Source organism: Acinetobacter albensis, from assembly GCF_900095025.1.
Classification (GTDB): domain Bacteria; phylum Pseudomonadota; class Gammaproteobacteria; order Pseudomonadales; family Moraxellaceae; genus Acinetobacter; species Acinetobacter albensis.
In genome coordinates this window covers 127,955-152,972 of sequence record NZ_FMBK01000003.1, presented here as the reverse complement: position 1 = coordinate 152,972, position 25,018 = coordinate 127,955, and the positions used below count along the sequence as shown (strand labels likewise).

At 38.7% G+C, this 25,018-nt stretch carries 23 protein-coding genes; 19 read left to right on the top strand and 4 right to left on the bottom strand.

The window, feature by feature from the left end; translation table 11 throughout:
• Window positions 1–109: 109 nt before the first annotated feature.
• From holA to GA0116959_RS03190, 4 genes are all read right to left on the bottom strand, one after another.
• Window positions 110–1,099 carry a DNA polymerase III subunit delta gene (holA, locus tag GA0116959_RS03205; RefSeq protein WP_092718326.1) on the bottom strand — a complete coding sequence of 330 codons (990 nt, stop codon included), beginning with the start codon at window positions 1,097–1,099 and terminating at the stop codon, window positions 110–112.
• A 9-nt stretch (window positions 1,100–1,108) separates the two neighbouring features.
• Window positions 1,109–1,648, bottom strand: a complete 540-nt coding sequence (locus GA0116959_RS03200; protein ID WP_092718324.1) for an LPS-assembly lipoprotein LptE — start codon at window positions 1,646–1,648, stop codon at window positions 1,109–1,111.
• A gap of 265 nt (window positions 1,649–1,913) precedes the next feature.
• Window positions 1,914–4,553 (bottom strand): leucine--tRNA ligase, encoded by a 2,640-nt coding sequence (gene leuS, locus GA0116959_RS03195; RefSeq protein WP_092718522.1) that lies wholly within the window; start codon window positions 4,551–4,553, stop codon window positions 1,914–1,916.
• Between the two features lie 156 nt (window positions 4,554–4,709).
• Window positions 4,710–5,093, bottom strand: a complete 384-nt coding sequence (locus tag GA0116959_RS03190; RefSeq protein WP_092718321.1) for a DUF4124 domain-containing protein — start codon at window positions 5,091–5,093, stop codon at window positions 4,710–4,712.
• Window positions 5,094–5,859: 766 nt separating this feature from the next.
• Between GA0116959_RS03190 and GA0116959_RS03185 the strand changes: the two genes are divergently transcribed.
• From GA0116959_RS03185 to bamB, 19 genes are all read left to right on the top strand, one after another.
• Window positions 5,860–7,587 (top strand): acetolactate synthase 3 large subunit, encoded by a 1,728-nt coding sequence (locus GA0116959_RS03185; protein ID WP_053578797.1) that lies wholly within the window; start codon window positions 5,860–5,862, stop codon window positions 7,585–7,587.
• Complete coding sequence (gene ilvN / locus GA0116959_RS03180) at window positions 7,584–8,075, top strand: acetolactate synthase small subunit (protein WP_053578796.1); 492 nt, start codon at window positions 7,584–7,586, stop codon at window positions 8,073–8,075. Before GA0116959_RS03185 ends, ilvN begins: the two co-directional genes overlap by 4 nt.
• Before the next feature lie 104 nt (window positions 8,076–8,179).
• The gene (gene ilvC / locus GA0116959_RS03175; protein ID WP_053578795.1) at window positions 8,180–9,196 is read left to right on the top strand and encodes a ketol-acid reductoisomerase; all 1,017 of its coding nucleotides are present in this window, start codon (window positions 8,180–8,182) and stop codon (window positions 9,194–9,196) included.
• A gap of 99 nt (window positions 9,197–9,295) precedes the next feature.
• Window positions 9,296–10,111: an XAC2610-related protein gene (locus tag GA0116959_RS03170; protein ID WP_092718318.1), complete on the top strand. Its 816-nt coding sequence runs from the start codon at window positions 9,296–9,298 to the stop codon at window positions 10,109–10,111.
• A gap of 574 nt (window positions 10,112–10,685) precedes the next feature.
• Window positions 10,686–11,198 (top strand): hypothetical protein, encoded by a 513-nt coding sequence (locus GA0116959_RS03165; protein ID WP_092718315.1) that lies wholly within the window; start codon window positions 10,686–10,688, stop codon window positions 11,196–11,198.
• Between the two features lie 88 nt (window positions 11,199–11,286).
• The gene (locus tag GA0116959_RS03160) at window positions 11,287–11,991 is read left to right on the top strand and encodes a fimbrial biogenesis chaperone (protein WP_092718313.1); all 705 of its coding nucleotides are present in this window, start codon (window positions 11,287–11,289) and stop codon (window positions 11,989–11,991) included.
• A gap of 20 nt (window positions 11,992–12,011) precedes the next feature.
• A complete protein-coding gene (locus tag GA0116959_RS03155; protein WP_092718310.1) occupies window positions 12,012–14,315 on the top strand; it encodes a fimbria/pilus outer membrane usher protein in 2,304 nt (767 codons plus the stop codon).
• A gap of 13 nt (window positions 14,316–14,328) precedes the next feature.
• Window positions 14,329–14,745 carry a hypothetical protein gene (locus GA0116959_RS03150; RefSeq protein WP_053578790.1) on the top strand — a complete coding sequence of 139 codons (417 nt, stop codon included), beginning with the start codon at window positions 14,329–14,331 and terminating at the stop codon, window positions 14,743–14,745.
• A 190-nt stretch (window positions 14,746–14,935) separates the two neighbouring features.
• Complete coding sequence (locus GA0116959_RS03145; protein ID WP_092718307.1) at window positions 14,936–16,219, top strand: glycosyltransferase family 4 protein; 1,284 nt, start codon at window positions 14,936–14,938, stop codon at window positions 16,217–16,219.
• Window positions 16,220–16,249: 30 nt separating this feature from the next.
• Window positions 16,250–16,801: a phosphatase PAP2 family protein gene (locus GA0116959_RS03140; RefSeq protein ID WP_092718305.1), complete on the top strand. Its 552-nt coding sequence runs from the start codon at window positions 16,250–16,252 to the stop codon at window positions 16,799–16,801.
• Window positions 16,802–16,890: 89 nt separating this feature from the next.
• Entirely contained in the window at window positions 16,891–17,091 is a 201-nt protein-coding gene (gene iscX / locus GA0116959_RS03135) for a Fe-S cluster assembly protein IscX (protein ID WP_092718302.1), read from the top strand.
• A gap of 109 nt (window positions 17,092–17,200) precedes the next feature.
• Window positions 17,201–17,632 carry a nucleoside-diphosphate kinase gene (gene ndk / locus GA0116959_RS03130; RefSeq protein WP_053578786.1) on the top strand — a complete coding sequence of 144 codons (432 nt, stop codon included), beginning with the start codon at window positions 17,201–17,203 and terminating at the stop codon, window positions 17,630–17,632.
• A 122-nt stretch (window positions 17,633–17,754) separates the two neighbouring features.
• Window positions 17,755–18,990 carry a dual-specificity RNA methyltransferase RlmN gene (gene rlmN / locus GA0116959_RS03125; RefSeq protein WP_053578785.1) on the top strand — a complete coding sequence of 412 codons (1,236 nt, stop codon included), beginning with the start codon at window positions 17,755–17,757 and terminating at the stop codon, window positions 18,988–18,990.
• Between the two features lie 76 nt (window positions 18,991–19,066).
• Window positions 19,067–19,813: a type IV pilus biogenesis/stability protein PilW gene (gene pilW, locus GA0116959_RS03120; protein WP_228137553.1), complete on the top strand. Its 747-nt coding sequence runs from the start codon at window positions 19,067–19,069 to the stop codon at window positions 19,811–19,813.
• Window positions 19,804–20,589, top strand: coding sequence for a helix-turn-helix domain-containing protein (locus GA0116959_RS03115; protein WP_092718299.1), 786 nt, complete (start codon window positions 19,804–19,806; stop codon window positions 20,587–20,589). Before pilW ends, GA0116959_RS03115 begins: the two co-directional genes overlap by 10 nt.
• A 24-nt stretch (window positions 20,590–20,613) precedes the next feature.
• Window positions 20,614–21,729: a flavodoxin-dependent (E)-4-hydroxy-3-methylbut-2-enyl-diphosphate synthase gene (gene ispG, locus GA0116959_RS03110; RefSeq protein WP_053578782.1), complete on the top strand. Its 1,116-nt coding sequence runs from the start codon at window positions 20,614–20,616 to the stop codon at window positions 21,727–21,729.
• Window positions 21,730–21,736: 7 nt separating this feature from the next.
• Window positions 21,737–23,032 (top strand): histidine--tRNA ligase, encoded by a 1,296-nt coding sequence (gene hisS / locus GA0116959_RS03105; RefSeq protein WP_092718297.1) that lies wholly within the window; start codon window positions 21,737–21,739, stop codon window positions 23,030–23,032.
• A gap of 28 nt (window positions 23,033–23,060) precedes the next feature.
• On the top strand, window positions 23,061–23,762 hold the full coding sequence (locus GA0116959_RS03100; RefSeq protein WP_053578780.1) for a YfgM family protein: 702 nt from the start codon (window positions 23,061–23,063) through the stop codon (window positions 23,760–23,762).
• On the top strand, window positions 23,762–24,910 hold the full coding sequence (gene bamB, locus GA0116959_RS03095) for an outer membrane protein assembly factor BamB (protein ID WP_053578779.1): 1,149 nt from the start codon (window positions 23,762–23,764) through the stop codon (window positions 24,908–24,910). Before GA0116959_RS03100 ends, bamB begins: the two co-directional genes overlap by 1 nt.
• Window positions 24,911–25,018 lie beyond the last annotated feature (108 nt).

The following is a 25,018-nucleotide window of genomic DNA, read 5'->3' as shown; positions in this document are numbered from 1 at the left end:
ATTATTATTAGGGTGATCAGTTGAGCAAGATTCGAGAGTCGGATTTATTCTGAAGGCAAGTGGATGATTCAAAATTAATCAGCAAAAAGTAGTTTTATGAGGAACCACTTTATTCAACAAATAAACGTTGACCACACATACTGCTAATGGCTTGCAGAACCAAATGCTCGGCATTCTCAAAACCTAAACCTTTAATTGAAGCATCGATTCTTAATAAAAGTGCAGGCCAAGTTAAAAAACAGTTTGGATTTAAACGTCGTAATGCTTGTTGATATTGACTGACTTTATTTTTCCAGATTCCGAGTTGTAAAGCATTTTGTGGTTGTTCAAACAGTTGCATTAATAAGCGCATTTCTTTGCTAATGCTCCATAGAATCAGGCTCATTGGCTCACCTGATGCCATTAAATATTGAAAAATTTTAATGGCTTGAGCAAGATTCCCAGCAAGCAGGGAATCGTTTAAATCATAGGTGGTATAACGTGATTGATCTTGTAAACATGAATGTAGATGCTCGATTTGAATTAGATCAACTTCTGCAAACGTGTCACTCACACGCATTAAACTATTTTTTGCCGCCAATAAATTATGTTCATGATGCTGTTCAAGCCACTGCCATGCATCGTTGGCCAGCTTAATGCCCAGTTTTTCTGCTTCAATCTTTAAAATACGTTGCCGATCTTGCGGATAATTTGCGGTTAACGGCACTGTAACGCCATTGGCATCAATGACTTGGAAAAAGCTCGATTTTAAACTACTGCTGTCCTGTTTGGGCATGACCACCAGTAACAGGTTTTGTTCATTATGCTGAATATAGCTTTTAAGTTGTTTAATGCCGTTGGCATCGGGCTTAATCTGGCCATGCACTTCAATGGCAAGTTGATTCGAAAAAAGCGATAAACTATTTAAAGCATTAAATACATTTTTCCAGTCAATGGTATTACTGATATCGTAACGTTGACGCTCAATTTCTTGCTTGTGCCAAGTCTTACGAAAAGCATCCAGTAAATTTTGCTCTAGTAACGGTTCTTGACCGTACATAATCCAAGCCCCACGCGCTTCATCTACACGTTTGAGGGCTTGAGCGTAGTCAAGTTTCATAAACGCTGTCTATTCAGGCTGAGTGGTGGATGAGCTAGATTTGGTCACGACTTTAGGTAAGCGATTTGACGCGATTTGACGGACAATTTGCTGAGCCAAATCATCAATAATGACCTGATTTAAATATTTTTGTTCTTGATCATCTGTGTTAACCGTTTCCACATTGTATTGATAACTGCGAGAAGCAGTAATAGTGCGTGGCTCTGTCACAGGATGACCTTGTGCATCTTCTATACGAAATGTTACGGTCAGACGGAGTAAGGTTTCAACCAATTTACCGTTGAGTTCATGACGTTGTGGGGTGTAATCGAGTACACGCAATACATAGGCATCTGGGTTTTCACTCAGTTGAATACCCGTTGCACCTAAGTAGACCGCCAATTTTTCTTGTAGTTCTTCGGTATTGTTGGGAAGCACTAAACGCATTTTAGAATATGCGACAGGAGCAGTCGTCGGATTTGTTCCTTTTAAGTGAAAACCACAGCCGACCAAGCTGGCACTTAAACCCAAGGTTAATACAATCGCTGCCACACGTTGAACTAAATGCATGCTTTTTCCTTTGTGAAATTCTTCATCTTAAATATAGATTGAATCATCAGAGTGAATGATCCATGTGAATCATCATTTTTAAAATCTGCTTGATTTTAGAGTCAAAGCCCGTTGATTGACAACGGGCTTTGTTTGGTTTTTGTTGTATTGCTTAAAATTCTTGCTGGTATTAACCGCTCAGAAATCTATTCCATCAGATAAGAGTCCAACTCGCATCCTTGGAAATAAAGTCTTCACATTAAAACCAGAAGCGATTTTATAGTGATCAAACCACTAAGTTGACCAGTTTATTCGGTACTACAATTTCTTTTTTGGTTGCACCAGTTAAGAATTGTTGTACTTCAGGCAAAGCTTTTGCCAAAGCTAATATTTCATCTTTAGAAAGATCAACAGCAACTTCAAGTTTACCACGCAGTTTACCATTCACTTGAACCACAATGGTTTGCGTGTTTCGAGTTAAGGCAGACTCATCAACGCTTGGGAAAAGGGCAGAGGTTAACTCAATTCCAAATTCAGCCAATAAAACTTGGCTTAAATGTGGCGCAAAAGGTGCGAGTAATGTTAAAAGCGTGGTAATAGATTCACGTGCAACAGCACTGTCTTGATCATTTTTTACTTCAAACTTATTGTTTGCATTGAGCAATTCCATCATTGCAGCAATCGCAGTATTAAACGCATGACGACGCTCGATGTCATCGCCCACTTTTTGAATGGTTTCATGCGTCTTACGACGCAAGTCTTGTGCTTCTGTAGACAGTTGAGCAAGATCAAGAGGATTTACTGAATAGTCTTTTTCTAAGAAGCCTGTTGCTAAACGCCATACACGTTTTAAGAAACGGTTTGAACCTTCAACGCCCGCATCAGACCATTCAAGGGATTGGTCAGGTGGAGCAGCAAACATCATAAACACACGTGCGGTGTCTGCACCGTACTGGTCGATAATGGATTGCGGGTCGATGCCGTTATTTTTAGACTTCGACATTTTTTCTTGACCGCCAACCACAACTTCTTGACCGTCTCCCGTATATTTTGCAGAAAGAATACGACCTTTTTCGTCTTTTTCTAATTCAATATCCGCTGGGTTAAACCACGTTTTTTTACCAGATTCAGCTTCGCGATAGAACGTATCTGCTAAAACCATCCCTTGCGTTAAGAGGTTAGTGAAAGGCTCATTGCCTTGAACCACACCTTCATCACGCATGAGTTTATGGAAGAAACGTGCATAGAGTAAATGAAGGATGGCATGTTCTACACCACCAATGTATTGATTCACAGGTAACCAAGATTGTGCAGCTTCTGGTTTAACCATGCCGCCTGTAAAGTCTGGAGATGCGTAACGCGCATAATACCAAGACGATTCGACGAACGTATCTAAGGTGTCTGTTTCACGACGTGCATCGCCACCACAGCTTGGACATTGAGTTTCATAGAATTCAGGCATTTTATTTAAAGGGTTGCCTGAACCATCTGGAACTACGTCTGTTGGAAGAATCACAGGAAGTTGTTCTTCAGGGACAGGGACTTGACCACAGGTATTACAGTTGATCATTGGAATTGGACAACCCCAATAGCGCTGGCGGGATACACCCCAGTCACGTAAGCGGAACTGAACTTTCGGGTTTGCCAGTTGTTGCGGCTCAAGTTTAGCTAATAATGCATCATATGCTTCTTGAATGGTTAAGCCATTCAAGTCACCTGAATGGATTAGTTTACCTTCTTTCGCGCCGTACCAATCTTGCCATGTGGTTGAATCATATTCGCCATCATCTGCTTTGGCATTGTCAATCACTTGAGTGATTTGAAGACCGAATTTATTGGCAAATTCGAAGTCACGTTCATCGTGTGCAGGTACACCCATCACCGCACCAGAACCGTACGACATTAAGACATAGTTGGCAATCCAAACCGGAACTTCTTCACCCGATACAGGATGTTTTACAAACAAACCTGTGGCCATGCCTTTTTTCTCGGCAACAGCGAGGTCAGCTTCGGCCACTGAACCCATACGACATTCTTCAATGAATGCAGCAAGTTCAGGATGACCGGCTTCTGATTGAAGGGCAGCCGCTTTAAGTGCAATGGGATGCTCAGCAGCAACAGCCACATAACTCACACCCATTAAGGTATCAGGACGTGTGGTATAAACGCTTAAGCCTTCTGCATAAATTTCAGTATTTGCAGAAGGGAAAGTGACATCCATCCCTTGTGAACGACCAATCCAGTTGCGTTGCATGGTTAAAACTTGTTGCGGCCAACCATCTTTAAGCGAATCTAAATCGTCTAATAATTCTTGTGCATAATCGGTAATGCGGAAGTAATACATGGGAATATCACGTTTTTCAACCAATGCACCCGAACGCCAACCCCGACCATTTTCAACTTGTTCATTGGCAAGAACAGTCTGATCGACTGGATCCCAGTTTACGGTGGAAAGTTTACGGTAAATAAGCCCTTTCTTATATAACTGAACAAATAGCCATTGTTCCCAGTGGTAATACTCAGGTGTGCAGGTCGCAAATTCACGATCCCAATCTACAGATAATCCTAGTTTTTTGAGCTGATCACGCATATACGCGATATTTTCAAAGGTCCACTTTGCTGGTGCAACTTGATGTGCAATTGCAGCATTTTCAGCGGGTAAACCAAAAGCATCCCAACCCATAGGTTGCAGCACAGTTTCACCTTTTAAACGATAAAAACGGCTGATCACATCACCAATCGTATAATTACGCACATGACCCATATGCAGTTTGCCACTCGGATAAGGGAACATCGAGAGGATGTATCGATGCTTTCCTTCAACAGTATCGGCAACTTTAAAGGCTTTGCGAGATTCCCAATCCTGTTGGACTGTAGGTTCTATCGCACTGGCTTGATATTCAGGGTCAATGTGAGAAATAGTCATATACGTATATAAAGAACAAGGGTTAAAAAGTTTGTTGCACAGCATAGCGCAAAATGCACCTAAAAGTGAATTTTGCGCGAGACATAACGCATAAAATATAAAAGTTATTTAAAGCTCAAAAGCAGAAGTACGCTTGAAAATAGATTGTCCGCTCTATCAATAATTACTCGTTGGGTTTTGAATGCGATCTGCTTCACGCATGGAGGGTGCTGGAGGAATTGCACTCTCTGGAATTTGCGGGATTTCGACCACAGGTCTACTTTCTTGAGCTGCTTTTTCCGCTTCTTTTGCAGCCTCATGTGCAGTTGAATTTTCTGAACGATTGGGCGACGTCAGTGTTGAAGCCGAATTCCAGCCGTACGTTTCCACTTTACCTTTTTTCTGAGCTGATTTTGGAGGAGGTGTGGTGGTGTAGTGGGTAGAGCCTTTGGCATCAACCCACTTATAATATTCTTTGGCAAAACTTGAGGTAGAACCCAAACTCAATATTAAGCAGAGTGGGATAAACGTGATTTTAATGACAGGAAAAGAAGATGGCATGATGAGTAGTTCCTTATTTTAATCATTACTCGTATAGTATTTAAATCGACAGAATAAAGTTGGGTTATTTTATCTGTTTTTGATTAAAGAGCAGAAAGAATAAGCGAATAAAAAGCAGTCACAAGCAACAGGTTTTTTATCCAAACGATAATGTTCTTGCCTTAATCTTTAATGATCATAGAATTAAAAACTTAAACCGTCTTCTATAATGGTGTTGTTTAATGCTTGATCAATTGTAACCATGTCTATTTTAAACTATTCAATCAATTCTAAAAATTGATGAGAATAACTTATTCAATATATAATATTTTTTTATTAATAATTTCTTGGACTTAGCGAAGTGCTTGGTTTTTCTAGCAAAATATAACTTCATGAACATTTTAAAAGCAAAGGATTTAATCTAAAAAACCACAAGCTTGTAAATAAACAAAAAAAAGCCAATCTTTCAACTTGACTTTAACAGTCGAAACCACAAAAATGCTCACTGTAGTTTTATATGTATTTATTTGATCACCCTTCGAATAAATATCATGTCATGCAATGGGCACTCTCTCTAGCCGAGAAAGTGAACAGAGTAAACAACCAAATGTATTTATCCCAATACGTTTGAGGTCTCATTTTGCTCAAACAGCAAACAGACCAGATTTTTTTCCTATTGCTGCGAAAACTATGAAATATGTGTGCTATAACAGAGCGCACAATTAAATGAATGAATCACTGTTTATGTCTCCCATAACACAGTGAAAAAATATTAGGGTGAATCACGTTGGAACTTTTATCTGGTGGTGAAATGCTTGTTCGCGCATTAGCGGACGAAGGCGTTGAACATGTTTTTGGGTATCCAGGCGGCGCAGTACTTCATATTTATGATGCGCTCTTTCAACAAGAAAAAATCAATCATTACCTTGTACGTCATGAGCAAGCTGCTGGTCATATGGCAGATGCATATTCACGTGTTACAGGTAAGACGGGCGTTGTTCTCGTCACATCTGGCCCTGGTGCCACCAATACAGTAACGCCTATTGCAACAGCCTATATGGACTCAATCCCAATGGTGATTTTGTCTGGTCAGGTTGCTTCACATTTAATTGGCGAAGATGCATTCCAAGAAACTGATATGGTCGGTGTTTCTCGTCCGATTGTAAAACATAGTTTTCAAGTACGTCATGCGAGTGAAATTCCTGGGATTATTAAAAAAGCCTTCTATATTGCAGCTTCAGGCCGTCCAGGTCCTGTGGTTGTCGATATTCCAAAAGATGTGACGAATCCTGTGGACAAGTTTGCTTACGAATATCCTGAAAAAGTAAAGATGCGTTCATATCAGCCACCGCACCGTGGTCATTCGGGTCAAATTCGTAAAGCGATTGAAGAATTAATTAGTGCTGAACGTCCTATCATCTATTCAGGTGGTGGTGTGGTTCAAGGTAATGCTTCTGAACTACTGACTGAGCTTGCACATCTGTTAAATTATCCAGTCACCAATACTTTAATGGGTTTGGGTGCTTTCCCTGGAGATGATGAGCAATTCATTGGTATGTTGGGCATGCATGGTACGTATGAAGCCAATATGACCATGCACAATGCAGATGTGATTTTGTGTATTGGGGCTCGCTTCGATGACCGTGTCACCAACAACCCTGCAAAATTTTGTCCAAATGCCAAAGTGATTCATATTGATATCGACCCAGCGACGATTTCAAAAACGATTATGGCCCACATTCCAATCGTGGGTGCAGTTGAACCTGTACTGCAAGAAATGTTAGTACAGTTGAAACAAATGAATGTTTCAAAACCAAATCCGGAAGCAATTGCGGCATGGTGGTCACAGATCAATGAATGGCGCAAGGTTCATGGATTACGTTATGAAGCAGGCGTTAATGGTGTAATGAAACCACAACAAGTGGTTCAAGCATTAGATCGCATTACAAAAAGTGAAGCTATTATTACTTCCGATGTCGGTCAGCATCAAATGTTTGGTGCTAATTACTATACCTATAAGCGTCCACGCCAATGGATTAACTCGGGCGGTCTAGGCACGATGGGTGTTGGTTTACCTTATGCCATGGCAGCCAAGCTGGCCTTTCCAGATCAGCAAGTAGTATGTATTACAGGTGAAGCGTCTATTCAGATGTGTATCCAAGAATTATCAACATGTAAGCAATATGGCTTAAATGTGAAAATTTTATGCTTGAATAACCAAGCCTTGGGTATGGTAAAACAGTGGCAAGATATGAACTATGAAGGACGTCACTCAAGTTCTTATATCGATTCATTGCCTGATTTTGCCAAACTCATGGAAGCTTATGGGCATGTGGGTATTCAAATTGATCATGCAGATGAGCTGGAATCTAAGCTTGAAGAAGCGATGGCGATTAATGATAAGTGCGTGTTCATTAATGTGATGGTTGACCGTACAGAACATGTTTATCCAATGCTGATTGCAGGTCAGTCTATGCAGGATATGTGGTTAGGAAAAGGGGAGCGTACAGCATGAGACATATTATCTCTGTACTTGTAGAAAATGAGGCAGGTGCGCTTTCACGTTTGGTGGGTTTGTTTTCTCAGCGTGGTTATAACATTGAAACTTTAAATGTTGCGCCTACCGAAGATTCGACCATGTCACGTCTTACGCTAACCACGTATGGTGATGATCATAAAATTGAGCAAATTACCAAACAACTGAATAAATTGGTTGAAGTGGTTAAAGTGGTGGATTTGTCTGAAGGGGCGCACATTGAACGTGAGTTGATGTTGATTAAAGTCAAATCATTGGGTTCATCACGTGCTGAAATTAAGCGCACAGCAGATATTTTCCGTGCTCAGATCGTAGATGTTTCACCAACAACTTATACAATTCAAATTGCAGGAACCACCGAAAAACTGGATGGTTTTATTGATGCTCTGGCTGAAAATACCATTCTTGAAGTGGTGCGTTCAGGTGTTTCAGGCATCGCACGTGGCGAAAAAGTTTTAACAGTTTAATTTTATATTCCCAATTCATCCCCTTCTTAAATCAAGGAAAGGGGGAGCTTAGTCTTAGTTGATTAAGTTTGAAAGAACACAAAAGCATTTAAGCGGAGACAGCAATGCAAATTTTTTATGATAAAGACTGTGACTTATCTATCATCCAAGCTAAAAAAGTAGCCATTATTGGTTACGGTTCACAAGGTCATGCACATGCGCTTAACCTTAAAGACTCAGGTGTTGACGTAACTGTAGGTTTACGTGCCAACTCTACTTCTTGGAAGAAAGCTGAAAATTCAGGTCTTAAAGTTGCTGAAGTTCCTGCTGCAGTTGCTCAAGCTGACGTTGTGATGATTTTGACACCAGATGAGTTTCAATCACAACTTTATCGTGATGTGATTGAACCAAATATCAAGCAAGGTGCGACTTTAGCATTTGCACACGGTTTCTCGGTTCTTTATAACCAAGTTGTGCCACGTGCTGACTTAGATGTGATTATGGTTGCACCTAAAGCACCAGGACATACAGTACGTTCAGAATTCCAACGTGGTTCTGGTGTTCCTGACTTAATCGCCATTCACCAAGATGCGTCTGGTAATGCGCGTAATGTCGCGCTTTCTTACGCTTCAGGCGTAGGTGGTGGTCGTACTGGTATTATCGAAACTTCATTCCGTGAAGAAACTGAAACTGACCTTTTTGGTGAGCAAGCAGTACTTTGTGGTGGTGCAGTTGAATTGGTTAAAATGGGTTATGAAACTTTGGTTGAAGCAGGTTATTCACCAGAGATGGCATATTTCGAATGCTTACATGAACTTAAATTAATTGTTGATTTAATGTTCGAAGGCGGTATTGCGGACATGAATTATTCAGTATCAAACAATGCTGAATATGGTGAGTATGTAACGGGTACTGAAGTTATTAACGAACAGTCTCGTGAAGCAATGCGTAATGCACTTAAGCGCATCCAATCGGGTGAATATGCAAAAATGTTCATTCAAGAAGGTGCATTGAATTATCCATCTATGACTGCGCGTCGCCGTCAAAATGCTGAACATGGGATCGAAGTAACGGGTAATAAACTTCGTTCTATGATGCCTTGGATTCAAGCAAACAAAATCGTAGATAAAGAGAAAAACTAAGTTTTTACTTTGGTAAACGATAAGAAAAAAGCCGCTCAAATGAGTGGCTTTTTTTATGATACATTATTTTATATTCCGCATAATTGGATGTATTGAACAATGAATATAAAATTATTAATAAGTATAAGTGTATTTTCTTTTTCTTCTGTAGCTTGGTCTCAAGAGTCTACAAATAGTGCAAAATTTGAGCCGCTTAGTAATGTACGTGTTTCTATGCAGCGCATGTTACGTTCTGTTGAAGGTCGTTATTTCCTTGATTTATACGCAGGCATTTGGAATCCACATGGCACGCTTTATGATTTGAGAGATCAGAATGTGGTGGCTTTTAAAGGTTCGCAAAAAGCAGATCAACTTCATTTAAAATCTGTCAAAGTGAATGGTGATTCCGCTTCATCTGAGCAATATCAGCTTAGTGGGCATTTAGATGCCAATACTGGAAATATGGCGTCTACATTCAGTGCTTTGCACAGTTCATTGAAAACGCCAATCCAATTTGAACCCGCATTTAAAGCTGCTGAAAAACTACGCTTTGTCTTTAAATTTTATGGTTTAAAAAATATCAATTTAGCTGTAACTGATCGCTTAAAGCAAGTTGATGTGATTAACAAATTAGATCATAAAGTAGTGCAAAGCCTGACCAATTTTGATGCTTATCCTAAAAGTATCGGCTATATGGATATCAATTTTGATGGTTACTATGATGTAGTTTTATCTGATATTTCAAATACATATAAAGTGGAAGATAAACGGTTTATTTATTGGATGTATAACCCTAAAACAGGTCAATTCCAACGTTCACCTCAACTTGAAAATATTGTTGGCTTTCCAAGCTTGCATGGCGAAAAAAAACAAATTGATTTTGGAAATGGGCAAATCTATCAGGTAACAGATGGTTTGTTAAATCGCCTTGAGTAATTAAAGTTGAATATGATTTTAGATAAAAAATTTTATTTTCTATTGATTTTAAAAGGATTTTTTCAAAATTAAGAATAATTTGATTAATTTCAACAAAATAACAAAAAATGATAAATTTATTGAAAAATATTATAAAAATGATAACAAAGTCACATTATTTCTATTAAATATGAATTAAATTGCATAGTTTTGTAAGTTAAGTAACTTTAATGGACGTTTGTGTAAGTGATATTTTTTTTAAAAAAATCAATAAAATCAAACTTCTATATATTGTTTTGCTTTATGTTATCTGGGGTTTTGATTCAGATATTTTTTAATATTTGAAAACTCCTAAATTGAGTTCAAATTTATATAAAAAAACTTGATAAAAATAAATAACTTTGAGTATTTGTAAGTAAATATAAATAGTTAATAAATATATTGTGAATAATATCGCTATTGTGTTTTTTTTGATCAAGCATCTTAAGATGGCTTAACGGTTACACAAGATTACTCACGGAACAAAGAGTTAACAGGGTAATCGTTAAAACTCTTACAAATGCATATTCTTTTTTATAAAGAAATGGAGAAGACCATGAATAATATGACACAAGCTGCGTTAGCAGTCTTAGTACTCGGTGTTTGTTCAACAGGCGTTTATGCAGAGGATGAAGCAGCAAGAGGTGGTGGTTATAATTGGGGCAACTGTACAACTTTAGGTTGTGAAAAAGATATTCCAATTAAATTAGAAATACCTAAAAAATGTGAAATTTTAGGGGGATCAGCAATTACTTTAAGTAAAGATGGGGGTGCCAAAACCTCAAACTATACCGTTAGAAGTAATACGCATTATACCTTGAATATTCAAACAGCAAACACAGGTACTTCTGCGAGTACTTATGTCAAACATGAAGATGATAGTAGTGTACGTGTATCAACTACAATCGGTACAACTAAAGCAGGCGGTGGGGCTATCCCATGGGGTAATTCAAATCACAACGGTCTAGCGGATGATGTTTATACCGTTTCAGTGAATAACTCTGCTGTGAGTGCATTCCAACGCGCGGGTACATATACTGACACTTATCGTATCAAAGTGTTCTATTAATGCTGTTATAAAACCTAACTTGATCATCGTGTCGGGTTAGGTTTTTTTTAAATGCAATGCTAAGAATTATAAAAAAGAAGGTGAAGACATGAAAAAAATAATCGCTTTTTTAATTTCTTCGATATGTTATGTGTCAGGAACACAAGCTGGCGTTTCAGTTGATCCTGTACAAATGTATATCTTAAATCAGGGCAAGCAAAAAAGTACCACGGTCACATTAGAATCTAAAGATGAAGCTGAAAAAAGAATATTCGAAATTAAAGCCTTTAAATGGACTCAAAAAGATAATGGAGAAAATGTACTTGAGCCAGATAATAGTTTAATCATTAATCCCAAAAATTTTATTTTACAACCCAACGGAAAACAAACTGTACGTGTTGGATTTAATCGACCGATTGAATCGGTATTAAATGGACAGCAAGAAGGTACGTGGAGAATCATGATTGATGAAATTCCACAAGCGGTAAAAGAATCTTCAGTCAATTTTCTCATGAGTTTTAATTTACCTTTGTTTGTGGGTAAACAAGAAAATATTAAAATAAAATTTAATATTGATAAGAATAAATTAATTGCAACCAATAAGGCCAACTCACATATTCAAATCAGTAATTTAAAAATAGTAGATGCCAATAAAAAAGAAGTCTTTAAAAGTGAAACAATGAATTATTTATTGGCCAATAAAAGTCTGTCTTATGATTTAAGTAGTAGTCAAATAACCAATCCTAATAAATATTATGTTCAGTTATTTACGGACAAGAACGACGATATGGTGGAGCTTAAATTATCGGATTAAATTGATGTGGGGTAATTATTATGAATACACGAATAAAAATATTAATCTTTATTAATATTTTTTTTGCACTACAAGTGAATGCAAGTGAAAATATTTTAGAAGAAAATATTGCTAATCTATGGATTAATGAGCTTGATCATAATACTGATATCACTTTGTTAACCGATGGTCAGCTTTATTATATTGAATGTAATTTATTAACAGAACGACAAATTGATATTACTCAGCTTAAAAAATTATCTGCACGTCCAAATTATTGTTTAGTCAGTAATGGTGAAATACAATCTGTTTTTGATCAGTCATCACAAGCAATTAAACTCACCATACCTACACATTTTTTTCAAACCAATTTAAATAGTTTAACGGCAAATGTCATTCCTCAAAAAGCCAGTTTGGGTGGTTTTATAAATTATGATTTTGTCTATGCCAACAGTAATTCAAACAACTCTTATAGCAGTTTGGTTGAGTTGGGTATTTTTAAAAACTATTGGATACTAAAAAATTCAATGCTTTATCAAAATACACCTACAGATGAGCGCGTGGTCAGATTAAGCAGTAGTGTCGAGTTTGAATTCCCAGCAAAAATGACACGCTTAACGGTAGGTGACAGCACCACTGCCTATAATCCATTAATCAATTCTTTGCGTTTCGCTGGTTTAAATTGGGGAACCAATTTCACGGAGCGGCCGAATTTTGTGTACTGGAATATGCCGACACTACAGGGGAGTGCACGTATTCCATCCACAGTAGACTTATTTATTAATGGGGTGAATATTTATAGTCAAAAGGTGAGTCCAGGTGATTATAACTTACAGACAGGAGCGCAAATTCAGCAGGCGGGAAATGCACAAATAGTAGTAGAAGATGTATTGGGAAATCGAAGTGTACAAAGTTTTCCGATTATGGTGACCAATCGTTTATTACGTCCCGACTTAAGTGAATATAATGTGGCCTTAGGGAAATTGCGCTATAACTATAATTTGGATAGTAGTGATTATCGTGATTTTTTTGCAAGTGGCTATTATCGAAAAGGGATTTCAAATTCGACCACACTCGGTACCAATATTTCTTATAGTCAGGATATACAAAATGTGGGTGTGTTGTGGACTCAAGCCATCAAAAATATTTTTATTCTCGATAGTGTTGTTTTAGCTTCACATGATAAGGACAATCAATTTAACTATTCTTATGGTTTGTCCGCGAGTAAAGATTTTGGGCGTTTTTCAATAGGTGCCAGTTCTAAATATACGGAAAGAGATTTTAAATTTCTGGGTGATGATTTAGAAAATGCATTTAATTATCCAAAATTTGAAAACTTGGCATATTTTGGTATGACCGATGTACCTTATTTACATAATATCAATATTAACTATGCTGAACAAAAATATTATGATAATCCAGAGTTTTCGCAGAATACCCAAAAAGTTGTGAATGTTGGATTTAATCGAAATTTTGGGCCTAGAGTATCATTTGGTCTCAGTTATTTTAATGCCTTTGGTGAACGTAAAGATTCGGGTGGCATCTTATCATTAAGTTATAGTTTCGATGATAAAGCAGTTTATTTTAGTCAGTCTGCTGATCAAAATACCAATTTACAATTGGTTAAATATGATTCTAATCAAGTTGGGTTTGATTACTCGGTGGGTGTCAATCGTCGTAGTGATGAAACCATGTATAACGTGAATGGCGTGGTTAAAACCAATGTTGGCGACCTTGATTTTTATCATGTACAGAGTGAAGAAAATCATGAATCTCAATTAAATTATCGTGGTGCCGTGGTGTGGTTAGGCAATAAACTGAGTTTTACCAAAATTGTTGATAATGCCTTTTCATTGGTTCATGTAGGTGATTATAAAGATATTGATATTTTAAGATCTTTAACCTATGTCGATAAAACCAATAAAAAAGGTTATGCCTTTGTTCACGATATTATTCCTTACGTTAAATATGATATTGCATTTGATGAAAATCAATTACCTGTTGAAGATAAAATTCCATATTCCAGCCAAAAGCTAACCGCATTAAATCAACGTGGTTATGTTCTTAATTTTCCGATCTATCATGCGAAACAAGTGACCTTAAGGTTGTTGGATGTAAATCAGCAATTATTTGCACCAGGCTCCGAGGTTTATATTAAAAATGGGGAAGAGGATGAAGTTTATCCTGTGTCTACCGACGGTACAGTGACTTTGTATGGGCTTATTCCAGGCACTTATCCGTTACAGATTAAAACCAAAGAATCGCGGACTTGTTTAGCGGAGCTGAAAGTGACAGATAGTCCAGCTCAAGAGAACTTAGCACCGCTCGATTTGAGTTGTAAATAAGTGGAGTAAGACCATGAAAATGAAAATCTTGTTATTCCTATTGTGTCTGGGTCAGATATCGTTGGTATATGCCAAACAATGTCAAATTGAGCGTTTAACCGCGACACAATTAAATTTAAATTCATCGTATTTAAGTCAGGCCGCTACCTCGTTTTCAGTTGCCTGTGACAGTCGATATGCGATTCAATTTAACTCACGCAATTTAACCAATTCGACAGGCAGTAGTTATCTATCCAATGAAAAAAACTACAAACTTAGAACACAAATGAATATTAGTGGTGCTACTGCATCACGCTGGAATTCGCCAATTTCACAGCCTGCGACCAATCAAAATAAATTTGTAGTGTTGGTGCAATTGATGGAACGTCCAACGGCGATGACACCTGCAGGTGTCTATAAGGATAATTTGTATATTAACCTGATGTTTTAATTGAATAATGGTTGTGAAGAAATATTTACGTGGTGGAAACCCGATTTAACTTAAATGCAGCTTCAAAAAGGCTTTTGCATTACAACGTGTTTTATATTCAAAATATATGTCAAGAAAATGTCATATAAAAATCATCAAATTGAAAGAAACAACATCTACACTCAGTTTAAAATAACGATATAGGTGTTGTATGACAACTTTGTATGCGACCAGCCTGCTCAAACAACAAGATTTTCCTGAAAGCTTTCAGTTTTATTTTAAGCAAAAAAAGCAAGAACATGCAGCTGATCATCTTCAAGATTTAAAAGATTTGGTTCGCCCAAGATTAAAAATCGCCATTGTGACTGAAACTTGGCCACCTGAAATTAATGGCGTTGCATTGTCTTTGCTGCAACTCTGTAAAGGTCTACAAAAACAAGGTCATAAAATTTTACTCATTCGACCTGAACAAAAGCATAAGTGTCATGAGTTTTCACCGAATAGAGAATGCTTGGTTAAAGCACAATCAATCCCTAAATATCCAAGTTTGCAGTTTGGTTGGCCACAATTTTTAAAAGTCTCTCAAGCACTAGAAAAATTTAGTCCAGATGTTGTGCATATAGTGACGGAAGGACCATTGGGGTTAGCAGTATTACAGGCTGCCAACTCAAAAAAAATTCCTGTTTCAAGTGGTTTTCACTCTCCCTTTCAGGAGTTTAGCCGTTCTTTTGATTTGGCTTTTATGGTTAAACCGATCCAGCGTTATTTACGTTGGTTTCACAACAATACCCAAATGACCTGTATTCCGAGTAAAGACACAGAAGTTATTTTAAGACAGTTGGGTGTATCGTGTCCGTTGGTGATTGTTGGGCGTGGTGTCGATATTGAACAATTTTCTCCGGATCATTATTCACAAAATTTGCGTCAGCAATGGGGTGTAAATTCGGATACAAAAGTTTTGCTCTATGTGGGGCGATTATCTCCTGAAAAAGAAATAGATGTTTTAATCAATGCCTATATCGCAATGCGGCGAATCAATAAAACTAATATAAAATTGGTGATTGTGGGGGATGGCCCAGAACGCATTCATTTAGAAATGATCGCTCAAGGACAGGACGTTATTTTTACAGGCACTTTAACGGGTTTAAAGTTGGCTCAAGCCTATGCCAGTGCCAACATTTTTGTTTTTGCAAGTCAGGTTGAAACTTTTGGCAATGTGGTACTAGAGGCCATGGCAAGTGGTTTGCCGATCATTGCGTATAATTATGCCTGTGCGCATTTACATGTAAAGCAAGGTGAAACGGGCTGGCTCAGCCCATTGGGAAATATCAGTGGTTTGATTCAATCGATGTATCAGTTACCCGATAATGGGCAATTAAAGCAAATGGGTATTCAAGCGCGAAAAAATGTGCAACACGTGGGTTGGCAATATCCTGTACATCAATTTGAACAAGCTTTATATGGCGTCGCTATGGAGATGCACATGACATCTTAAATTTTAAGCCAAAGCTTAAGGAGTATCATGATGAGTTTTAAAAAAGCAAAAATAACAATACTAGATCTCGACTTAAAAGGCTGTTTATACCTCAACCATTTTTCAAAATCACAAGCAGTCATTCATTTTTTTAAAGGCATCAGTCGTTTGGGTGATGGTTTATTTTGGGGGGTGATGTTGCTGAGTCTTTGGGTTTTAGAAGGCTTATTTTATATTGTACAAATTAGTTATGTCATGATGAGTGGTCTTGTTGGGACGGGTATTTATAAAATTTTAAAACAAAAAACCACACGACCTCGACCTTATCAAGTACATCAGGTCATTTGTTTGCATGAACAGCCACTCGATCATTTTAGTTTTCCTTCAGGACATACTTTACACGCTGTCATGGTGAGTACAGTGGTGGGTTATATTCAACCAATGTTACTGATTCTAATGTTGCCTTTTACTATTTTGGTGGCACTTTCACGTATGGTTCTCGGTTTGCATTATCCAAGCGATGTACTGATTGGGGCGCTGATTGGGGCGATGGTGGCCAGCACAATTATTGCGACCGCACCATTTTTAAATATAGTATTATAAAATAGAGATTAAAAATTGAAAAAAGATTTTTAGATTTGAGCAATTTGCTTCAGTATAACCGTGCATATATTTAGCACTTGGGAATACCTATGGGTTTACGTTGGACTGACACAATTGATATCGCAATTGAGCTTTCAGAAGCTCATCCGGAAGTTGATCCACAATGGATACGCTTTACTGACTTACATGCATGGGTATGTGCCTTACCAGAATTTCAAGATGATCCTACAAAATCGACTGAAGGTCTTTTAGAAGGGATTCAAATGGCATGGATTGACGAAGTTCGTTAAGTTCTCTATCGAAAAATCTCATTTTTTACATATGAAAAGCTGATACTTGCTGATTATCTCGGTATAATGCGGCAAAATTTTCTCGTCAAATTGACATAAGGAGCCTATCATGGCTATCGAACGTGCTTTATCTATCGTAAAACCAGATGCAGTTGCTAAAAACAACATCGGTGACATTTTTGCTCGTTTTGAAAAAGCGGGTCTTAAAATTGTTGCTACTAAAATGAAACATTTGACTCAAGCTGAAGCTGAAGGCTTCTACGCTGAGCACAAAGAACGTGGTTTCTTTGCTGATCTTGTTGCATTCATGACTTCTGGCCCTGTAGTTGTTTCAGTTCTTGAAGGCGAAAATGCAGTTCTTGCACACCGTGAAATTCTTGGTGCAACGAATCCTAAAGAAGCTGCTCCTGGTACTATCCGTGCAGATTTTGCTGTAAGCATCGATGAAAATGCTGCTCACGGTTCTGACTCTGTAGCATCAGCTGATCGTGAAGTTAACTACTTCTTCGCTCAAACTGAGATTGCTCCGCGTACTCGTTAATTCGAAGTATTCAAACCAGATAAGTGTTATTATACTTATCTGGTTTTTTTATTCTTATCCTATTTATTTGCTTGTTTATTGAGCTTCTTCCTTTCGTTTTTGACATGATCTAGGTAATACACATGAGTACTGAAGTGGCCGCTTCATCTGCAACTGTTGATGAACAGCAACAATCTCCTGCTGCACCCAAACTACAGAATGCTGTGGAAAAAGTGAATTTACTCGGCATGTCACGTCCGCAACTCGAAAAATTCTTTGAAGATTTAGGTGAAAAGAAATTTCGTGCTGGGCAAATTATGAAATGGATTCATCAGTTCTTTGTCACTGATTTTGCTGAAATGACCAATATTTCAGGAAAACTACGTGAAAAATTAGAAAAAATTTCTGAAGTGAAAGCGCCAGAAGTGGTGCATCGTGAATATTCTAAAGATGGTACCCGTAAGTGGGTTTTCCGTGTGGGTGATGGTGACGGTTCATTGGTTGAAACTGTACTGATTCCAGCAGAACATCGAAGTGGTTTGCGTCGTACCTTGTGTATTTCTTCACAAGTGGGTTGTGCGCTGGATTGTTCATTTTGCTCAACAGGTAAACAAGGCTTTCAACGTGATTTAACTCCTGACGAAATCATTGGTCAATTGTGGGTTGCGAACTACTCCTATATGGAAGATGTGCCTGTGGCTGAGCGTGAGCGTTCAGTGACCAATGTGGTAATGATGGGCATGGGCGAGCCTTTATTGAACTATGACGCAGTGCTCAGTTCAATGCGTATTATGCTCGATGATTTCGCATATGGTATGTCTAAACGTCGTGTAACGTTATCAACTTCAGGCGTGGTGCCTAAAATTGATCAATTGGTGAAAGATATTGACGTCGCTTTGGCTATTTCATTGCATGCACCGAATGATGAACTACGGAATGAATTGGTTCCTATCAATAAGAAATATCCACTTGAACAATTGATTGCTGCTTGTCAGCGTTATATCACCAAAGATGGTAATGAAAGTTCACGTAAACATGTCACTATTGAATATGTCATGTTAGATGGGGTGAATGATCATCCTGAACACGCACAGCAAATGATTAAATTATTAAAAAACTTACCTAGCAAGATTAATTTAATTCCGTTTAATCCTTTTCCACATGCACCTTATGGCCGTTCAAGCCGTAACCGAATTATTTCTTTCCAAAAAACTTTGTCTGATGCTGGATTTGTGTGTACGATTCGTCAGACACGTGGTGATGATATCGATGCTGCGTGTGGCCAGTTAGTCGGACAAGTGGCTGATCGCACACGTCGTGCTGAACAGTGGAAAAAGAAAGTGGCGCAGCAAAATGAGATCATGCGCTCTCAAGGATAATAACAGGGGATGCCAGTTGAGAAAGCCCATAAACAAAGTTGCTGTTCTGACCAGTATTGGTGTATCTGCTATTTTGATGGCTGCTTGTCAAACTCAAAGTACATTAGGCAAAAAAGATCCTGAAAAAGCCATTCAGGTTCGAACTCAGTTGGCAGCCGAATATATTAAAACGGGTGATTTAGATTCCGCAAAGCGGGCTTTAGATCAGGCACTCGAAATTGAGTCGAGAGATTCAGCCGCAAATATGATGATGGGGATTTTACTGCAACAAGAAGGCAGTAAAGTGAGTATGGATAAAGCAGATGCTTATTTTAAGCGTGCAATTTCTGCAGACCCCAAAAATGCACAAGCTCGTAACAACTATGGTACTTATTTGTATCAAACTGAACGCTATAATGAAGCGATTGAACAACTGAATGTTGCAGGTACAACATTAGGTTATGATCAGCGCTTTCGAGCTTTGGAAAATGTCGGTCGGATTTATTTAAAAATAGGCGATGTTGCGAATGCTGAAAAATCATTCAAACAAGCTTTACAAGCCAATCGTGATTCTTATATTTCAATGTTAGAGTTGTCAGAGATTTTTTATTTGAAACAACAGACCGCTGCTGCGACACAGCTGTATGAACAGTTTGCGCGTGGGGTAGGTCAGAAAAATCAAGGTGCGCGGGCTCTTTGGATTGGTATCCGAATTGCACGGGCAAATAGTGACAAAATGGGTATGCAGGTACTTGTGAATCAATTACGTGCATTATTCCCAGAGAGTCCAGAATACCAACGTTATCTGCAATTACAGTACAGTACTGAGGCCGTATGGAAGTAAATCCGAATTCACAGCAATCGAGTTCAAGTGCAGTATCCAGTGCATTAGGAAATATTCAGCGTCCAGGTGAGTACTTGCGTCAAGTGCGAATTGCACAACAGCGTGAATTAAGTGACGCTGCCAGTGATTTAAGCATTCCTGTAAAAACTTTGACTGCTTTAGAGCAGGATGATTATAAGTCATTGCCTGAAGCGACTTTTATTAAAGGTTATTATCGGACTTACGCGAAATATCTTAAAGTCGATGCCAGCAGTATCATTCAGCGCTTTGATGAGATCTATCAAAATGATACTGGGTTACTACCCAACCATGCTTTAAATAATTCTCCAATTAAAATTATGGGGAAGTTGCCAGGCTCGAATAGCGATCGCAATAAAAAGTGGTTCAAGCGTTTAGTGGTTGGATTTGCAGTATTGTTGGCGATTGCGATTGCTGTGATGGCAATACAAAACTGGTCGTCCAGTACAACAAATGAAACAGAAATTACGCCTGCTGAGTCAGATGTTCAAGTATTGAGTTTAGATAATTCAACGGTTGTATCCGGCGATCAATTGCAACTTGATTTTAAGCGTCCTACGTCTATTCATATTGTCGATTCGACGGGTAAAGTTTTGGCAACGGGTCGTCAAGCCGCTAGCGTAACACTAAATGGTGAAACACCTTTCCAAATTCGTCTTGATGATGCATCAGCTGTTTCACTGACTTTAAATAATGAAGAAATTGGATTGTCACCTTATACCGTCAATGGTAAAGCAGATTTCCGTTTGTCACGTTAATGGCTACAGAGAAGAGCAATAATCATGATTGAAAATCCGATTAAGCGCCGTCCGACTCGAAAAATTCGTGTAGGTTCAGTCTATGTAGGCGGTGATGCGCCCATCAGCATCCAAAGTATGACCAATACTGAAACCTGTGATGTGGATGCAACCGTTGCTCAGATTGAGCGTTGCGCCGAAGTGGGTGCGGATATCATGCGTGTTTCAGTTCCATCGATGGAGGCTGCAATCGCATTTGGTGAAATTCGTAAACGTGTTTCTGTGCCTTTGGTTGCCGATATTCATTTTGATTATAAGATTGCTTTAGCAGTTGCCGATGCCGGTGCAGATTGTTTACGTATTAATCCCGGCAATATTGGTTCTGAAGCGAAGATTCGTGAAGTGGTTGCTGCAGCAAAACATCATGACATTTCGATGCGTATCGGGGTCAATGCAGGTTCACTCGAAAAAGACATTCAAAAGAAATATGGCGAACCCACTGGCGCGGCATTGCTAGAATCAGCGATGCGTCATATTGATATTTTGGATCGATTGAATTATCAAGAATTTAAAATATCGGTGAAAGCTTCAAATGTGTTTTTAACCATGGATGCTTACCGTTTATTGTCCGCACAGATTGATAATCCGTTACATTTGGGTGTCACTGAAGCGGGTATTTATCGGACGGGTTCTGTTAAATCTGCAATTGCTTTGGGCGGTCTGTTGATGGAAGGCATTGGCGACACCATGCGTATTTCATTGGCAGCTGAACCCGAAGAAGAGATTAAGATTGGTTTTGATATTTTAAAATCACTTAGTCTTCGTTCTAACGGGATTAATTTTATTGCTTGCCCAAGCTGTTCACGTCAAGAATTCAACGTGATTAAAGTGATGCAAGCTTTAGAAGAGCGTTTAGAAGATATTCGTACCCCAATGGATGTATCGGTCATTGGCTGTAAAGTGAATGGTCCAGGCGAAGCCAAAGAAGCGGATATTGGTGTAGTGGGTGCAAGTCCACGTTCACTGGTGTATCGTAATGGTGAAAAAAGTCATTTAATTGATACTAATCAATTGGTTGATGAAATTGAAAATATGGTTCGTCAACGTGTTATCGAGATTGAAGAAGCCAAGTCAAAAGAAATTATTCGCACAAGTTTTTGAGTAAGTCATGAGTTCAATCGTCGCAATTAAAGGTTTTAATGACATCCTCCCAACGCAAACAGCAGCGTGGAGACGTCTTGAGCAACATTTGGCATCCATTATGGACGCTTATGGTTATCAACAGATTCGCTTGCCCATCGTTGAGCAAACTAACTTATTCAAACGTTCAATTGGTGACGCAACAGATATCGTTGAAAAAGAAATGTACACCTTTTTGGACAAAGGTAATCCACCTGAGTCCTTGACGTTACGCCCAGAAGGAACAGCTGGTTGTGTTCGTGCCATGCTTGAACACAACTTACTTCGCGGTGCAACACCTCGTGTGTGGTATATCGGCCCAATGTTCCGTTATGAAAAACCGCAGAAAGGGCGTTATCGTCAGTTTCATCAATTTGGTGTAGAAACCTTTGGTGTAGCAACGCCAGATATGGATGCAGAGTTGATTCTGATGACTGCACGTTTGTGGAAACGTATGGGTGTGGCAGATAAAGTTCAACTAGAACTCAACACTTTAGGTGAATCTGAAGAACGTGCTGAATATCGTGCGGCATTGGTTGAATTTTTAATGTTGCATAAAGCGGATTTGGATGAAGATTCGCAGCGTCGTTTAGACACTAATCCTTTACGTATTTTAGATTCTAAAGATGCGCGTACACAAAAAATTCTAGAAAATGCACCGAAATTGCATGATTTTATGGGTGAAGATACCATGAGTCATTTCGCGCAATTACAGCAGTATTTGAACGATGCAGGAATTAAGTTTGTCATTAATCAAAAACTGGTTCGTGGTCTAGATTATTACAACAAAACAGTATTTGAATGGACCACAACACATTTAGGTTCACAAGGAACAGTGTGTGCAGGCGGTCGTTACGATGGTCTTGTGGGGCAACTGAAAGGTAAAGCAGATCAATCTGTTCCAGCTGTTGGTTTTGCGATGGGTATGGAACGTCTTTTGTTGCTGCTTGAACAATTAGAAGATTCTACGCCTGTGCGTGATTGCGACATCTTTTTATTGTCAGATCCTGCTGCTCAAAGCAAAGCAATGATTTTTGCTGAACAGGTTCGTGATCAGCTTGAGGCTATGAGTAGTAATATTCGCTTGAAAGTTGGATCACAAGGTTCAATGAAGAGCCAAATGAAAAAAGCTGATCAATCAGGTGCATTGTATGCTCTGATTTTCGGCGAACGTGAGGCAGCGGCACAACAGGTTTTGGTTAAAGAGTTGGCCACAGCAGCACAAACTGAAGTGCCGATGACAGACTTTGTACCATTTATCATTGAAAAATTTTCTTCAAAATAAGCTAAGAATATAAGGAAAGGGCAATCACATGAATGCATTAAGTGATGACGAGCAATTTGATAACTTGAAATCTTTCACCAAGAAATATGGTTCTGCCATGATCAGTGGGATTTTAATTGCGTTGATTGCCTTTTTTGGATGGGAATACTGGCAGAAGAAAAATTTAGCTGAATCTCAAATGGAAACTGCAAAAGTTCAACAGTTAATGGACGAAGCGAGAAGTGTGCAGGGAAATGAGAATGCCTTTAATGCGCTTGCTTCAACAGCGGATAAAATTGTAAAAGAGTCTCCAGACTCAGTGCAGGCGATTCAAACCCAATTACTGATGGCAAAATTAGCTTACGATAAAGCTGATTATGCCCATGCTGAACGTGCTTTGAAAAAAGTTCAACATGCTAAAGTGGACGATGTTGGCCTGATTCAAGTGGTTAATTTACGATTGGCATATACGCAGTTAGCCCAGAAAAAATATGATGATGCGATTAAAACATTAGCAGTAGTGACTGATCCTGCATTTAAAGCGACGGCTGATGAAGCACGTGGTGACGTATATGTGGCAAAAAATGATATCGAAAATGCCAAAAAATCATACATGAGCGCTTGGGAAACATTGATTGAGCGTAAGCAAGAGCGTCAAATTTTACAAATTAAACTCGAAAGTGTTGGCGTTTTAGTTGATGATCCTGAAGTTGAGCGCCCAATTTTAGAAACACAAGTGGATAAAACATGATGGATAGAAAATATAAAATACCGTTTGCACTCACTATTTTAACTTTTGCACTTGTTGGTTGTTCAACCAATAAAGTGAAAGTGGAAAAGGTGAAACCCAATCCATTACCAAAATTAGTTCAAGCAAAAAGCCTTGTGCCTGTATTTTCCCAAAGTGTTTCTTCAACCAGTGAAGAAGATCCGTTACGTTTGCGTTTAGATGTAGATAATGGCGTTATCTTCGCACTTGATCCGAAAGGTGAGGTAACTGCCTATAAAGGTAAACAGCGTTTGTGGGAAACAAAAGTTTCTAAACAAGGTCTAAGTTCTGGCGTAGAAGCTGCTGAAGGAATAGTCATTGTTGGGAATAAAAAAGGCCAACTGTTTGCGCTTGATCAAGCAACAGGTGAGCAAAAATGGAGTGCGCAGTTGTCAGGTGCTTTACTATCGGCTTCACTCATTCAATCAGGTCGTGTGATTAGTGTTAGCAACGATGGTACGGTCTATGCACATGATCTCGCCACAGGTCAGCAAGTCTGGACCTATAACATGCCGAATGTACAATTTAGTTTACGAGGTATGGCATCACCGGTTGCACTTGACTCACGTACAGTGTTAATTGCTTCATCCAATGCTTATGTTTACGCGCTTGATGTATTAAGCGGTATTCCGCGTATGCAGCGCCGTGTTTCAGTCAGCGAAGGACGTTCAGATATTCAACGTCTAAATGATATTGATGGTGATCCAGTGGTTGCGGGTCAGTTTTTGGTGACCACCAGTTTTCAAGGCCAAGTAACGGTTACCGATTTAGCTTCACAGCAAGTGGTGTGGAGTGAAGATGCTAGCAGTATCCAGCGTCCAGAAGTATCGAATAATATTGTTTATGTAACTCAAGCCGACGGTAAGATTACCGCTTATGCACTCACTACAGGTGAGCAGTTATGGCAAAACGAAAGTTTGCTGAATCGTCAGTTAAGCAATCCTGTTATTTTAGGACAAGACTTGGTGGTGGGTGATTTAGATGGCGTATTGCATTTAATTGATCCCACGTCTGGACAGCTTGTGGGGCGTTCAAAAACCAGTGGTGAAGTGCGTTCTTTGCGTGTGATTGACGGACAATTGTATGTTTCTACGAGAAAGGGCGCATTAAGCGTTTGGCAGAACCGTTAATTTTTATTGGCTTATGTTAAACTAGTCCAAATCCGTATTTTTTAAACACGGGGTATTTGAAAATTTTCAATGCCCCGTGTTTTATTTAGTTATTTATATTTTATATTC

Coding starts and splice junctions, on each gene's coding strand:
- GA0116959_RS03155 (WP_092718310.1), top strand. CDS start 12,012: ATGAATACACGAATAAAAATATTAATCTTTATTAATATTTTTTTTGCA.
- ilvC (WP_053578795.1), top strand. CDS start 8,180: ATGCAAATTTTTTATGATAAAGACTGTGACTTATCTATCATCCAAGCT.
- leuS (WP_092718522.1), bottom strand. CDS start 4,553: ATGACTATTTCTCACATTGACCCTGAATATCAAGCCAGTGCGATAGAA.
- GA0116959_RS03150 (WP_053578790.1), top strand. CDS start 14,329: ATGAAAATGAAAATCTTGTTATTCCTATTGTGTCTGGGTCAGATATCG.
- hisS (WP_092718297.1), top strand. CDS start 21,737: ATGAGTTCAATCGTCGCAATTAAAGGTTTTAATGACATCCTCCCAACG.
- GA0116959_RS03100 (WP_053578780.1), top strand. CDS start 23,061: ATGAATGCATTAAGTGATGACGAGCAATTTGATAACTTGAAATCTTTC.
- GA0116959_RS03115 (WP_092718299.1), top strand. CDS start 19,804: ATGGAAGTAAATCCGAATTCACAGCAATCGAGTTCAAGTGCAGTATCC.
- GA0116959_RS03165 (WP_092718315.1), top strand. CDS start 10,686: ATGAATAATATGACACAAGCTGCGTTAGCAGTCTTAGTACTCGGTGTT.
- bamB (WP_053578779.1), top strand. CDS start 23,762: ATGGATAGAAAATATAAAATACCGTTTGCACTCACTATTTTAACTTTT.
- GA0116959_RS03140 (WP_092718305.1), top strand. CDS start 16,250: ATGAGTTTTAAAAAAGCAAAAATAACAATACTAGATCTCGACTTAAAA.
- iscX (WP_092718302.1), top strand. CDS start 16,891: ATGGGTTTACGTTGGACTGACACAATTGATATCGCAATTGAGCTTTCA.
- GA0116959_RS03160 (WP_092718313.1), top strand. CDS start 11,287: ATGAAAAAAATAATCGCTTTTTTAATTTCTTCGATATGTTATGTGTCA.
- GA0116959_RS03200 (WP_092718324.1), bottom strand. CDS start 1,648: ATGCATTTAGTTCAACGTGTGGCAGCGATTGTATTAACCTTGGGTTTA.
- pilW (WP_228137553.1), top strand. CDS start 19,067: ATGGCTGCTTGTCAAACTCAAAGTACATTAGGCAAAAAAGATCCTGAA.
- ndk (WP_053578786.1), top strand. CDS start 17,201: ATGGCTATCGAACGTGCTTTATCTATCGTAAAACCAGATGCAGTTGCT.
- ilvN (WP_053578796.1), top strand. CDS start 7,584: ATGAGACATATTATCTCTGTACTTGTAGAAAATGAGGCAGGTGCGCTT.
- rlmN (WP_053578785.1), top strand. CDS start 17,755: ATGAGTACTGAAGTGGCCGCTTCATCTGCAACTGTTGATGAACAGCAA.
- GA0116959_RS03170 (WP_092718318.1), top strand. CDS start 9,296: ATGAATATAAAATTATTAATAAGTATAAGTGTATTTTCTTTTTCTTCT.
- holA (WP_092718326.1), bottom strand. CDS start 1,099: ATGAAACTTGACTACGCTCAAGCCCTCAAACGTGTAGATGAAGCGCGT.
- GA0116959_RS03190 (WP_092718321.1), bottom strand. CDS start 5,093: ATGCCATCTTCTTTTCCTGTCATTAAAATCACGTTTATCCCACTCTGC.
- ispG (WP_053578782.1), top strand. CDS start 20,614: ATGATTGAAAATCCGATTAAGCGCCGTCCGACTCGAAAAATTCGTGTA.
- GA0116959_RS03145 (WP_092718307.1), top strand. CDS start 14,936: ATGACAACTTTGTATGCGACCAGCCTGCTCAAACAACAAGATTTTCCT.